This is a genomic window from Comamonas odontotermitis (assembly GCF_040396735.1).
Taxonomy (GTDB): Bacteria; Pseudomonadota; Gammaproteobacteria; order Burkholderiales; family Burkholderiaceae_C; genus Comamonas; species Comamonas odontotermitis_C.
On sequence record NZ_JBEBNZ010000011.1, the window covers coordinates 81,387 to 93,324 of the forward strand.

The 11,938-nt window shown below is 57.9% G+C and carries 13 protein-coding genes; 5 read left to right on the top strand and 8 right to left on the bottom strand.

What is annotated here, in order from left to right; all coding sequences use genetic code 11:
- Positions 1-16 precede the first annotated feature (16 nt).
- Genes ACH2DG_RS11610 through ACH2DG_RS11640 form a run of 7 tightly spaced genes read right to left on the bottom strand, consistent with a single transcriptional unit; the run spans position 17 to position 8,356 of the window.
- Positions 17-1,828: a hypothetical protein gene (locus ACH2DG_RS11610; RefSeq protein ID WP_395026261.1), complete on the bottom strand. Its 1,812-nt coding sequence runs from the start codon at positions 1,826-1,828 to the stop codon at positions 17-19.
- Positions 1,829-1,830: 2 nt separating this feature from the next.
- The gene (locus ACH2DG_RS11615; protein WP_395026263.1) at positions 1,831-2,271 is read right to left on the bottom strand and encodes a hypothetical protein; all 441 of its coding nucleotides are present in this window, start codon (positions 2,269-2,271) and stop codon (positions 1,831-1,833) included.
- Positions 2,268-4,625 carry a hypothetical protein gene (locus tag ACH2DG_RS11620; RefSeq protein WP_395026264.1) on the bottom strand — a complete coding sequence of 786 codons (2,358 nt, stop codon included), beginning with the start codon at positions 4,623-4,625 and terminating at the stop codon, positions 2,268-2,270. Before ACH2DG_RS11620 ends, ACH2DG_RS11615 begins: the two co-directional genes overlap by 4 nt.
- On the bottom strand, positions 4,622-5,788 hold the full coding sequence (locus ACH2DG_RS11625) for a hypothetical protein (protein WP_395026266.1): 1,167 nt from the start codon (positions 5,786-5,788) through the stop codon (positions 4,622-4,624). Before ACH2DG_RS11625 ends, ACH2DG_RS11620 begins: the two co-directional genes overlap by 4 nt.
- Positions 5,782-6,468 carry a hypothetical protein gene (locus ACH2DG_RS11630; protein ID WP_395026268.1) on the bottom strand — a complete coding sequence of 229 codons (687 nt, stop codon included), beginning with the start codon at positions 6,466-6,468 and terminating at the stop codon, positions 5,782-5,784. The genes ACH2DG_RS11625 and ACH2DG_RS11630 overlap by 7 nt, the downstream gene beginning before the upstream one ends.
- Positions 6,469-7,542 (bottom strand): hypothetical protein, encoded by a 1,074-nt coding sequence (locus ACH2DG_RS11635; RefSeq protein WP_395026269.1) that lies wholly within the window; start codon positions 7,540-7,542, stop codon positions 6,469-6,471.
- Between the two features lie 10 nt (positions 7,543-7,552).
- Entirely contained in the window at positions 7,553-8,356 is an 804-nt protein-coding gene (locus ACH2DG_RS11640; RefSeq protein ID WP_395026270.1) for a hypothetical protein, read from the bottom strand.
- A 135-nt stretch (positions 8,357-8,491) separates the two neighbouring features.
- On the opposite strand from ACH2DG_RS11640, the gene ACH2DG_RS11645 reads away from it, so the two are divergent.
- Positions 8,492-8,764 (top strand): hypothetical protein, encoded by a 273-nt coding sequence (locus tag ACH2DG_RS11645; protein ID WP_395026272.1) that lies wholly within the window; start codon positions 8,492-8,494, stop codon positions 8,762-8,764.
- Here ACH2DG_RS11645 and ACH2DG_RS11650 read toward each other — a convergent pair.
- Positions 8,757-9,044: a hypothetical protein gene (locus tag ACH2DG_RS11650; protein WP_395026274.1), complete on the bottom strand. Its 288-nt coding sequence runs from the start codon at positions 9,042-9,044 to the stop codon at positions 8,757-8,759. The two genes, ACH2DG_RS11645 and ACH2DG_RS11650, sit on opposite strands and share 8 nt — an antisense overlap.
- Before the next feature lie 153 nt (positions 9,045-9,197).
- Here ACH2DG_RS11650 and ACH2DG_RS11655 point away from each other — a divergent pair, with 153 nt between their 5' ends.
- From ACH2DG_RS11655 to ACH2DG_RS11670, 4 genes are all read left to right on the top strand, one after another.
- Positions 9,198-9,500 (top strand): AbrB/MazE/SpoVT family DNA-binding domain-containing protein, encoded by a 303-nt coding sequence (locus ACH2DG_RS11655; RefSeq protein WP_395026276.1) that lies wholly within the window; start codon positions 9,198-9,200, stop codon positions 9,498-9,500.
- Positions 9,494-9,829, top strand: a complete 336-nt coding sequence (locus ACH2DG_RS11660) for a type II toxin-antitoxin system PemK/MazF family toxin (protein WP_395026278.1) — start codon at positions 9,494-9,496, stop codon at positions 9,827-9,829. Before ACH2DG_RS11655 ends, ACH2DG_RS11660 begins: the two co-directional genes overlap by 7 nt.
- A gap of 12 nt (positions 9,830-9,841) precedes the next feature.
- Positions 9,842-10,714 (top strand): hypothetical protein, encoded by an 873-nt coding sequence (locus ACH2DG_RS11665; protein WP_395026279.1) that lies wholly within the window; start codon positions 9,842-9,844, stop codon positions 10,712-10,714.
- A 137-nt stretch (positions 10,715-10,851) separates the two neighbouring features.
- Entirely contained in the window at positions 10,852-11,343 is a 492-nt protein-coding gene (locus ACH2DG_RS11670) for a GNAT family N-acetyltransferase (protein ID WP_395026280.1), read from the top strand.
- Positions 11,344-11,938: the final 595 nt, after the last annotated feature.

An 11,938-nucleotide genomic window follows, 5' to 3' on the forward strand; every position in this document is an offset into this window, starting at 1 on the left:
CGGGGGAGCACCCCAATCAATCCACCTGGTGGACGTACTGGTCCGAGGATCCGGCGCTGATACCCGCCGATGCGCTCACCATGGACCAGGCCGAGCCCACCTGCTGCGAACCGGTCACCAGCATGACCTTGGCAGCATCCATGCGCGCATCGTTGGCGTGGATGATGGCGTCGTTGTTGGCCTTCTCCACCCGGTAGGTGATCTCACGCACAGCGTTGTACTGCGCCACCTCGGCCTCCCACCGCCGCGCGAACGAGGTGGCCTGCGCCTCTGCAGCATGGGCACCGGCGCGGTAGCCGTCCAGGATGACGGAAGACTGGCGCGCTGCCGCCTCGATACGCGTCGACTCAGCAGCAAGTCGCGCTTTCCAGCCGTCCCACTCCAACCCCTTGGCGGAGATTAGTGCCTGGAAACTGGCGACCTGCGCACGGGCGCGCTCGGCCTGGGCTCCCACCTTGGCGCTGTAGGCCTGCACCATGCGGCCATAGACCTCTGCCTTGGTGCCTTCTGCACTGATCTGCACCTTGTAGAGTTCAGACTTGGCCTGCTCGGCGTTGATCGTCGCCACGAAGGCCTTGATCTGCTCGCCGCCCGCTTGAATGCGGGTACGCTCCACCTCCACCAGTGTCTGGGCAGCCTGCACCTGAACCTTGTAGATCTCGACGGCTGCCATGCGCGCCTCAATCTCGGCCTTGTAGCGATCCACCAGACTCTTGTTGATGTCGACCTTGGCCTGCTCTGCCTGCAGCAGCGCGCGGAACACTTCAACCTTGGTCTGCTCCGCCTTGATGAGCGTTTCATAGGCAGAGGCAAAGGCCTGATAGCCCACCAGTAGCGCCTTGTACTGCTCAAGCGCGGCGTTGTGTACGGCAATGGCGTTGTCGGCAGCGGCCTTGGTGGACTCGTACACCAGCATTTCCCATTTGTAATGCTGGTCCATCAGCTGGCCTTCCAGCTGCAGCGCGGCCTGGATGGAGTTTTGCAGGTTCTGCTGCTCCAGGTCGGCCTGCTTGATGGACACGTCCCGCGACAGGCCTGAAAGCTTGTCCTGGTACTCGCGGCGGGCGTCCGCCAGCTGGCCCGCCATCACGCCAGACGGCAGTGGATAGCCCAATGACTCGGCAGCCCGCAACACCTCCTGCTCCCGGGCCAGGGCGATTTGCGTCTCGCGGTCGCGGCCACGGTCCCAGATCTGCTGCTCCACGATAGGAGACAGACCAGTGCCGCCATGGATGCGGGCGTTCAGCGTGGCCTTGAGGCTGTCCAGCAGCTGCGAGGCGTAGCGGGCACCTGGGGTGTAGCGCATGGGCTCCGGCTGCAGGATGGCCAACTCGGGGATATTGTCGAGCTTGGCCAGCCAGTCCTCGTGCAAGTCGATCCCGCCAAAGGTGTGCACCTGCAGGTCGAGCATTTGTGGGCCGTCTGGCAGAACTACCACGGGTGCATCAGGCATGGCCACATCCCGCATTTCAGGGAGATTGGGGGCTTGGCCGATGGTGATGGTAGGCGCTACGCCAAAGTTGAGCGTGGGCGCTGGGGTGTTGAAGTCCGAGAACTGCACATCCTTCATGCTGCCCGTGAAGGGGCTGGGCATGCCGTCGGGCAGATCGAAGTCGATGCCCGGCACCTTGGGCAGCTCGGGGATCGGCGGCAAATTGGGCGCGCCCAGCGTGCTCCATTGGATGGAAATCTGCGGCGGCTGGTAGATGCTGTCGTTGAGCGCCTTCTGGAAGGTACTCACCTCTGCAGCGGCTTTGTCAGCCAGAACCACAGAGCGGTCATACTTGTCTTTGACGATTTCGGCGGGGCCGTTGACTCCGGTTGCCATGGTTAGACTCTCCGTGTTTTGGATTCAAGGGTGAGGATCTCGATGCGGTCGAGGCTGAATTTCTGGCCGGCCGGGTTGCTCAGGGCAAAGCCCAGGTAGTTCTCGCGGATGCCCTTGCCCACGATGCACCGCGTCTGGCCGCTGCATCGCAGTGGAAACTCATAGGCCCAGGGCATGCCATTGGGTCCGAGCACGCTGAACTGCGCGCAGCCCGTGCCCTTCATCGACAGGTAGACCATGCTCAGGCGCTTCTTGAGCGTCGATTCGCGCAGAGTGGCCGGCATGCGGATATTGGCCACGATGGGCTGGCCGTTGTCGGAATCGCCGCCCAGCGTGTAGAGGCCACTGGCATCGCCCGCATGGGTGGGGGTGATGCTTTGGAAGACGAAGCCTGTGTACTCCGACACAGCGCCGCTCAGGGTGTTACATACGATGGTGTTCATACAGATATGAGGTGTGTGCTGAATGGCTGCAGGGCTCCTGCACTCTGGGGCACCAGAGCATCCAGGGGGGTGAGCACGCCTGCAGGTGAGATGGCTTGGGCATAGACCACCTGCCCAGCTTCATTGGGTACTAGCAATGCACCCCCACCGCTGTTGGGATCGATGGCGGTTTTCATCCACTGTTGGCCTTCCACTTTGGCCACTGGGTAGATGTCCTTTACTCGATCAATTTCGCTGTCTTTGGTGATTTCGACATCACCAATGCCGCTTGGAATAATCACGCCGGCGACTGCTGGAACGTGCGTGTTATTCCGAAGGTTCCACAGCGCCCCAATTTTTCCGCGCAAAAGTGAGTGATTGCGGTCGGCAGGTGTGAATGGGCTGAATGAAAAAACTCCCACCAGGGTATCGTCCTTGCGCCGCGTGTAGGAGCTTTCAGTGGGTGTGCATTCGATTTCAAATATCTTTTTGTTTTTGAGCAGCACCACCAGCTTGGCAGTCGTACCTGCAGTAGATACAGTCGTGAACTCACCGGAATTGTTCACCGTGTATTGGCTGGTGGTGATTTCAAGGCAGGCAATGATCCCGAGAATGGGGTTGATATGGACAATCTCCCTGCGCACATGCCTTCCGGAGATTCCGGTATAGAGAACTTCCTTTTCTTCTAAGCCTGACTCCGAATACCTGCCCCTTGCGTAGTTCTGCTGCATGCGCACAACCAAATCAACATCATTGGTGACCAGCTCACCCCATGGTGTTTCCAGCGTTGTTTTGCCTCGCAGCGTCGCCGCGCGCTTGGCGATGTATTTTTCGCCAAGCATTGTGAAATCAAACTGCAGGTCAGGCGCCGGATTCGCGTCGAAGTACGCATTGAAGTCAATAAAGTTGTCCAGGCCGTTGCTAAAATCTGGCGTTATATCGTCCAGGTCGATATAGCTGAGCGTGTCATTGGCCGTCCTCCCATTTACCTTCCAAAGTGGTGCGCCAAATACCGATTGCACCAAGCCATGGTCAAAATCCTCATTCACCGAAGATTCAACCACTGCATTCTTTTCATCCTCAACCCTTGCAAAGAACGCAATCTTCTGGTCCTGCCAACCACGGGCAAGATACACAGGCACACGGTAGTTCTTCTTCTTGCGCACGCGCTCGACCGTTTCAGCACGGCCACGCACATCCTTCCAGCCAATATCGGTTTGGTGAAATGTCCGGACATTTTGACCAGCGCCCGGATCGAAGTATTCAATGTAGCTGGTCGATTTCAGGGGCGTCAGGCCAGAGTCAGCCCAGCCATGTTTGCTGAACTCGAAATGCGTCTGTTCCACCAGATCACCGAATTCATTGGGCGCTTTGGGTGGCTCCAGCAGGGTCAGCTCCGGCAGCGCGTGTGGAACCACAGCAGCCGAATACTCGCCATTGGGTGAAAGCGTCACCTTCAATTCATGGGTGACGAAATCCAGCCAGCCCTCGCCCGTGTCCGTGGGGCCGATCACATTGCCAATGGCAGAAACTGACCAAGCGGGGAAGTAAACTGCAGAGCCGTCGCGCAACCGGCTGAAGGCGGCAACACCATACAAATGGGTTCGGGTGAGGTTGAAATCAGGGTTCGATGCGACCACGGTCTGCTTGGCTGCAGGCACTGTATAGAACTCATCTGGCGTTTCCTCAAACACCTTGCGTTTTACCAGGTCAGCTTCATAAATCTGGGCCGTGAGTGCATCGGTTTGCACGACCTGCACATACTTTCCGGATGGCGATACCACATTGGCCACGTTGGCGGAGACTCCGCTCTGGATGCCATAGGCCACTCCTTTCTCCACTGAGGTGGCCCCGCCCGCAACAATCAAGCTGGGGAGGTTTTCTTCTGAATACTTTCTATTGAGATTGGGGGTAGCGCCACCGGAAGCTGTGTCATCCGTGAAGTACACGTTCTTGGTGCTCGATGCCCAGACGCCCGAGCCGCCATAGACGATGGGTGCTCGCCGAATGACCCAGACCTCGTTGCGATACGCCAGCACGTACTGGTACAGCGCACCACCCTCAAAGCTGGCAAAAAAGCTGACCCCGCCCATGGCAAGCCCATGCTCAGCCGCGCCCACAGGCCAGATGGTCATCACCGTGCTATTGCCAATGGTCACGATCTGGTAGCGAGAACCGTCCTTCAGAACCCCTTGTTCGTTCGGGTTGCGCCAGAACGAGACGCGGCTGCGGCCACAAAAGCGCGCAAACTCCGCCTGGGCCATGGCCATCTGCTCTACCGTGGCGCGCCCGCCCATGACGCGAAGCGCGGGCGGCGCCATGCTGGTGGTGCGGCGCCCGTCAGGCGTCAGGGCATAGGGATTCCACAGACTCATTGCGGCACCGCCACATACTGAGGGATGCCGTCCACCTCGCGCCAGGTGGCACATACCTCTTTGACAGTGGTGCGGTAGCGGTTGGCCGTCAGGCTGGAGGTCTGACCGCCATTGAAGCCTGCCACGATCTCGCCACCGGCAATACACACCATACCCATCCCCGTGCCCACACCGTCGCCGAACTTGAGGCGATCACCGCGCACCGCCACGCCAGACCCCAGAACTACAGGACCGCGCTTGGTGGTCTGGTGGGCCAGCTGGTCCCAGGTGGTGCCCGAGAGAAATATCAGGTCCTGGTCGGTGCCAACATAAATGCCATCGTCCACAGGCTGGATGGCCGTGATCTTGCCGGCCAGCTGCTTGAAATCGCGCCAGTCCGAGAGGTGCGTCACAGACGGGCGGCTTGCCCAGAGCACATTTCCCTTGGCCACCAGCACGCGGCCGCGCCAGAACGCTGTGATCGTACCCACCGGAAATGGCTCTGCACCCAGGGTGCGGCAGGGCAGTACCAGCGAGGCGTTGTTGCCACCATATTCAAAGCTGCTCCCCGTGGTGCTCCCGGCCAGGTAGGCGCCCTCCCCGTCCTTGCCGCTCAGGTAGACGTTGATCGAATAGCCAAAAAGCACAGGCAGGCCACCCAGGCGCAAGCCGCCCTGCGCCACCGCCACTGGCGCCGAGCTGATGGCTGGGCCTTCCAGGCGATCCGAGATGCGCACATAGCTGAGGTAGTAGCGGTAGTCGCCAGGGTGAAGCTGTCCGAACGCGGTATCCGGCAGCCCCAGCGATTCAGGCACTGGTACGCTGCGCTCCAAGCCCGTGCGCCCATCGGTCACCCCATGGATCAATCCATTGGTGTAGGTGGTGCGACCGTCCGGCAGATCGCAGTACCAGACGCGATCAGAGCCCAGGGCAGGATGGATGACATGCCGTGTGCCGTCCGGCCAGATGGCCGTGAGCACGCTACCGCAGGTCGCCAGCATGTAGCCCTGCGCCTGGTGCAGGTTCTTGTGGCAGGCCTCATCAGCCAGCGCGAAGCCTCCCCGGCGCGTGATCTCGCCCGTGAGGCCAATGTCCACGTTCTCAGCCGCGATCAGGTCTTTGCCTGTCAGCCGGTGCTCGGGCTGCAGGTTGTTGATGCCTGTGAAATCTGAAAAGGTCAGCATTCCGTCCCCCGATGAACTGTTGGCGGGGTAAGCCGCAGCGCGATGGATTGCCGCACAAATGCGATTCTGTGCGCGCTGGGTGTACCAAGCGTAAGTGGGTGCGCGGATTGCGCTATCGATTCGAGAGCATCCACCACAATGCTTGCCTTGCCTGCCCGTACCAGCCGCAGGCTCGGCACATGGACAGTGGCAACCGCCGAGGGCGCGCCCAGGCGCAGGGGCTGGGACGAGGCAGCAAACCCAACCCGGGCTGCGGCAGGCTGCCCCAGGGACAGCGGCTGTGCACCTGCTGCGAATGCGATGGGATTTGCGGATGGCGTGCCAAGACGCAGCGGAGTAGTCCCCAAAGCCGTTGCAGAGACAGGCCCCGCCTCTGCCCGGGGCGTGCCCAAGACAAGCGGAAAAGTGCTCTTGGCGAGCACGTCCGTATGGGAAGGCGTCTGGTTCTGCAGCGCGCTGTGGTACTCGGTCTTGACGAGGCGAATGCTGGGAATCACCAGATTCACATCAAAGCCCACCTTGGCGCGCAGCGGCCCCAGCCGCAAGGGATGGCTGCCCAGTCCTTCCAGTAGGAACTCTGCCTGGTGCTGGCCAGTCACCACCAGGCGAATGCTCGGTGTTCCCGAAGCCGATTCACCATTGGTGTTGATGGCTGCGCCGTTGATGAGCGGGTAAGACATTTATGCGCCCGCGTCGAAGAAGAAGCCGCGCCAGTAGAAGCGCCCGTAGAACTTGCCCGTGGCCGGCGTGTCTACCCGTAATCGGATGCCGGAGACAATCCCGCCGTAGCTTGCGACAGGAATGCGGTGCACCTGGTTGGCTTTGGTGACCGTATCCAGCGCAACATGGTCCACCAGCGAGTGCTCGGTGTCCTCACCCCGCAGGAGGATGGATACCACTGGAGCTGTCGTGGCTTCGTAGCGGGTGCAGATGAAGCCCACCTCCGACAGCACCAGGCTGGAAGTCTGGCTGGGCATGTTCTGGATGATGTTCAATGGATCCGGAATAGGCACCCATTGCCCCACCTCTTGACCAGCATCCGGCCCGATGGCTGGAAAAGGTGAGCCCGATGCGTCGAAACTCGCCACCGGCGTATGGATGTACTCAGAGCTGGAGTGGTAGTCGCCCAGGTCAAGCAGGTAGTTGAAACCGGTCGCCGTCGGTGCCTTGACGATGCTGCGGTCTGAGAGAAAGCCACCTTCTGCATAGGCCGGAATATCGTTACCCAGTTCCAGGTATGCAGTACCCCCTACAGACTCCTGAGACATATTCATGTCTTGCTGGAACTCGCCCTGGTCTCCAGATACGGCACTTGCATGCAGGCTCTGGAGCAGATGCACTCCAGAAATCTGCACCATGTTGTAATTGTTGGCCACCCGGCCATTCACCACAAAGGAGCGCTGCCCGTCACGGTCTGCCCGATATGTGCCAGATTCATCCATCTGCAGGAAATTCTTGAGCTGCCCTGCGGTGATGCGGGCCTGGAGTTTTGATCCTGCTGGCCAATCCCGTGCGGACGTACCTTCCTTGCCGCGCTCTACAGTGAAAACGACGCCATCAGCGGCCAGGATGGAAACAATCTCATATTCACCAGGTATGGCGTCATTGGTGATGGTCGCGCGCTGCAAAAGGCGCCCGCTGGAAAAATCAGCGAATGCAGCGCTGTCCGCCACCTCGATCCCAGTGGCATCGCTCAGGATGGCCTGTGCCAAGGTTGTGTCAGCGTTGTTGCTGAAGCCGTCCTTTTTGATCATGGCTGACCCCTTACGCTGGGATCAGCGAGAAGATCTTGGCGTTGCCATCCGACCAGCGCAGCTTGAAGCCGCCCCCATTGCCAGCGAAAGGCAGGCCCATGATGTCATCTTTGATGATCTGCAGAACGGGCGAAGTGGCCGCATCGGCCTCCTGGCGAAACAGTGCCACTGAGCCAGGCGATTTGCCAGCAGGCACTGTGCCGAAGTCCACATCAGCAGCATCAAAGACACCGCCAGTGATGGATTTGCCTGTCAGTTCAACGGGTGTGCCAATGATCTCGCCCAGGTCGGCCAAGCTTTGGTAGGTGCCTTCATGGTCAAAAGTGGCCGGCAACATCGCAACCTTGAGGGTATCCGTGAGGAAGTTCACGCCAGCCTTCATTACCAGTTCGCCGCCCAAGGGGATGAATGGACCATCGAGCACTGCGATCTTGTCCGGACCATCGCTCCATGGGAAGTTGATCGCGCCGCCATTGGTCGCCATGGGCAAGCCGGTCACAGTGTCGAAGAAGAACAGCAATGGCGAAGTCGAAGCGTTGCCGGTGTTCTTGTAAATCGCCACGGACTTGGCCGTATTCCCAGGCGGCAGTGGGTCGGTCGCCACATCGTCAGCATCAAACACCCCGCCTGTCACATCCTTGTTGGCCAGCACCATGTCTGTGCCGATGCGCGTTCCCAGGTTGCTCAGGAACTCATGCGTGTTGCTGTAGGTATAGGTCGGGGGCAGGAGCGCGACACGAAGGTCGTCATTGAGCAGATTGATCTGGGCGGAGAGCAGTTTCTCCATCCCCTTTGGATAGCTGGTATTGGGCACTTGGCGCACTCCTGGTTGATGGTTTCCAAGGAGTGTTCCAGTGATGGGGCGTGGTGACTAACCCTAGAGGGGTGCCAAAAGAAAACCCTCCAGGGATACCATGGCAGTTCCTCAACTTCCATCCCTAGAGGGTTTATGACTAGTGCAGAAATCGAAAGAGCTATTGGTGTGCTGCAAGCTGATCAAAAGATTCTACAAGCTCGCGTCGCCGCGCTGACAGCATTTGCTGGTGCAATTCTTGAATCTAATCCACGCCGTGATGAGTTGTTGACCCGCTGGGGTCATTTGCTAGGACCAGCCTTACATCAATTTGCCGACCTAGAAAAATTGTCCTCTGATGCGGGCTCATTCATTCCATTTTGGGTTGACACATTCCCAAGTGCGAATCGTGAAAAAAACTCTAAATGAGTGATTGCCTGTACTGTCTTTGCCTTTCTTCTTCTTTGGCGAAAGAAGCATTTCTTGCACTTGTGAGATGAGCTGAAGAAATCGCATCCGATTGACGCTTGATGTCAGGAGCACGATAGATCACTTCGCTAAGGAGCGCCTGCAGTTTCGAAAGATCATCTACAGAAGCTTCGCTCATGAGGCGAAGCCCTCTTTTTTCTCGCGCTACTCCAAGTGCGTACAAAGCAACGCCCAGGGCCAATGTAGCCAATACCAAAGCAATCCAGCTCACATTGTTCATGCAACCCACTCCCGCCGCCCACCGAGGCGGCTTTCACTTTATGGTCGGCTATGGCAAGGGGGTGGGCAAGCCCTAGAGGGGGATTGGTCATGCCATAGGGGGTTGCACAAGCACCCCAATTGTTATAACATAGTAATAACTTTCGGAGGTCATATGGAGCTCACCATTCGCGCATTTGGAAACAGCAAAGGCATCGTCTTGCCTAAGGCACTCCTGTCTCAAGCGGGCCTAACTGGCGCAACTGTTGCAAACGCAGAAGTATTGGAGGGCGCAATTGTTATCAAGGCTCTTCCATCCGTTCGCAATGGATGGGCAGATGCTGCAGCCAAAGTTGCAGCAGCTAAAGATGATCACCTTGTCATGGGTGAGTTTTCGAATACTGGAGATGAAAATTTGGCATGGGACGATTCGCCTGCCCCTCTGGCAAATGAACCAAAGGAGGCCGTGGAGTGGTAAGCAGCAGCCATCACGTCAAACGGGGCGAAATCTGGCTGGTCAACCTTGACCCTACCCAAGGAAAAGAGATCCAAAAGACCCGGCCCTGTGTTGTGCTGTCCCCAGACGAAATGAACCTTGGCCTCGGCATCGTGACAGTTGCGCCCATGACGACTGGAAGTCACCCTGCGCCATTCCGCGTACCTGTGACATTTCAGAGCACGCAGGGCTTGGTCCTTCTTGATCAGATGCGGGCAGTAGATAAGTCCCGCCTCATTGAGAAGCGCGGCGAGGTGAAGAGCCAAGTGACGCAAGCCTGCCTCAAAGTACTGCAAGAAATGTATTCCTAGGCGGAGTGCTAGATGAACACAAGACTTGCTTCAAGCCTCACGCGCTACTTCACCGCACGATGGCATCGCGGCCCCAAGGTTCACATCGCACCTACAGCCCGCGACTTGCCCGTGCCTGCGCCTGATGATGCGCGCGGTCTGTATTGGGGCGGCGCTGTGCACCTGGTTGCCGAACAGCCGCTGGACTCCATGGCGCAGACCTTGGCGCATGAGGCGATTGGCCACCATGGCCTCCGGCAGCTGATGGGTAGCGAGTGGAAGCACTTCATGCGTCACATCAGCGAAGGTGTTCGTGCTGGAGAGCCAGGACTGCAGCAGATTTGCCAACATATTCGCAGAACCTACACCGATGACGCTGGAAACTACCAGCTGACTGCTCGGCAGGAGTCGGACGAAATTTCCGGTTACCTTGCAGAGCAATTGCTGTGTTTTTCTACTGGCAGCATCAAGCCGGACCGCCCACTATCGCAGGCGCTTCAAGCAGTCAAAGGTCGGGTTCTGCGCGAAGGCCTCTGCCTAGATCGCAATGTCTCTCGATCCGAGCTGGAAGGTGCTCTGCTATTGGCTGACCTGAACATGCAAGGCTGGCCCTGGTTGCCTGTGCGCCACCGCATTAGGAGGTTTTGGCGGTCCTGCGGTAATATGCTGGGCATGAGCAAGCCCAATCCTTACAAGCCGCCCATGTCGATGCAGGAATCGCAGCGCCTGCTTGACGGTGCAAGGCAGCAGGAATTGAACGAGGGCCGGTGGAAGATCGGTTTACTCAAGTGGGTCTTTTGGGCTGTAGCGCTAGGTCTCATGACAATCGGCGTATTCAATGGATACTTCGTTTCAATTCTGATAGGCGTTGCAGTGATTGCACTAGTTTGCATCCTTGACCAATAGACCCCCAGCTTCTTCGGCCACTAACCCCACCCTCCCCCAAGACGAGCCCACTGATGTGGGCTTTTTTGCTGATGGCGAGCTTCACTGCCGCCGATAGCTCTGGACTCAGCGATAAGCGGCCACACAGATTTAGAACAATGGACTTAAAGTTCAAGCGCCTCACCGAAGCCAGTCTGCAAGACATCATCTCGCTCAACAACCACCCTGACGTGTTGCGGCAAATGCCACTTGGCAGCCCCGACTTTGATGAGGTGAAGGCGAAAGAATGGATCAAACAAAAGGATGCCCAGTGGGAGCAGAACGGGTATGGCCCATGGGCATTCTTCATCGATCATCAATTTGCAGGCTGGGGCGGATTGCAGCACGAGGATGGCGATGCTGATCTGGCACTAGTACTTCACCCGCACTTCTGGGGAAGTGGAAAAGCTATCTACGAAGAGATCATCAATCGGGCATTCACAACCATGGGGTTGGAGTCCATAACCATTCTTCTGCCGTTCTCAAGAACAAGAATCAAGGGGGTAGCGAGACTCGGGTTTCTGGAAGATGGCGAGGTTGAGTGCGATGGTGTTCGCTTCCAGCGTTTTCGCCTTCATGCGCCCGCTACTCCAGAACGATTCCGTTCTTGATCCACCGCAAAGCGCCCTCCCTCCCCTTCCCCTACCATCACCTTGCCTCTGGGAGCGGAGGCACTATGGCACTGCTCTATAAGTACTTAGCTGTTATCAGAAGCCGGTGATTCGTTCTCTTCAACATGGCCTACTCCAAGTTGAAATACAAAGCTCCTACGAGGATCTAGAAGCTCCGGCGTGTTAGCTCTCCACCAAGCACCAGCCTCCGGATGTGCTGCTTCTAGAATTTGAATGGCTTTGAGACTCTCAACCGCGTAACCTGGTTTGCGCACAATCTTCCCTGTGCACAAGGCTAGCAAGCACGAGAACAAGCCTTTGGGGCCAGACAGTACTTCTGAAGTGAAGTAGTTTCGTGCTGATGCATCTTTCTGTGCAAGCGGCAAAGATAAGCCAACCCACTTTTGGCGTACCCATTCTGGAGCCTCCCCTGGAGGAGTGGAGGTAACGCGGAGAACGAATGGGTATTGGTTCATAAAATTCGACCTAGGAAGAAACCATTCTATCGAGCCTTGATGGAGCCCCACACAACCGTCTCAGGACGGTTTTTTGTTGCCCCAGCCACCACCAGACAAAAGAAAACCCGCCGAAGCGG

What these genes read in the sequence shown, in the direction of transcription:
- ACH2DG_RS11620 (WP_395026264.1), bottom strand. Translation starts at nt 4,625, where the DNA reads ATGAGTCTGTGGAATCCCTATGCCCTGACGCCTGACGGGCGCCGCACC.
- ACH2DG_RS11665 (WP_395026279.1), top strand. Translation starts at nt 9,842, where the DNA reads ATGAACACAAGACTTGCTTCAAGCCTCACGCGCTACTTCACCGCACGA.
- ACH2DG_RS11650 (WP_395026274.1), bottom strand. Translation starts at nt 9,044, where the DNA reads ATGAACAATGTGAGCTGGATTGCTTTGGTATTGGCTACATTGGCCCTG.
- ACH2DG_RS11635 (WP_395026269.1), bottom strand. Translation starts at nt 7,542, where the DNA reads ATGATCAAAAAGGACGGCTTCAGCAACAACGCTGACACAACCTTGGCA.
- ACH2DG_RS11615 (WP_395026263.1), bottom strand. Translation starts at nt 2,271, where the DNA reads ATGAACACCATCGTATGTAACACCCTGAGCGGCGCTGTGTCGGAGTAC.
- ACH2DG_RS11670 (WP_395026280.1), top strand. Translation starts at nt 10,852, where the DNA reads ATGGACTTAAAGTTCAAGCGCCTCACCGAAGCCAGTCTGCAAGACATC.
- ACH2DG_RS11610 (WP_395026261.1), bottom strand. Translation starts at nt 1,828, where the DNA reads ATGGCAACCGGAGTCAACGGCCCCGCCGAAATCGTCAAAGACAAGTAT.
- ACH2DG_RS11625 (WP_395026266.1), bottom strand. Translation starts at nt 5,788, where the DNA reads ATGCTGACCTTTTCAGATTTCACAGGCATCAACAACCTGCAGCCCGAG.
- ACH2DG_RS11645 (WP_395026272.1), top strand. Translation starts at nt 8,492, where the DNA reads ATGACTAGTGCAGAAATCGAAAGAGCTATTGGTGTGCTGCAAGCTGAT.
- ACH2DG_RS11630 (WP_395026268.1), bottom strand. Translation starts at nt 6,468, where the DNA reads ATGTCTTACCCGCTCATCAACGGCGCAGCCATCAACACCAATGGTGAA.
- ACH2DG_RS11655 (WP_395026276.1), top strand. Translation starts at nt 9,198, where the DNA reads ATGGAGCTCACCATTCGCGCATTTGGAAACAGCAAAGGCATCGTCTTG.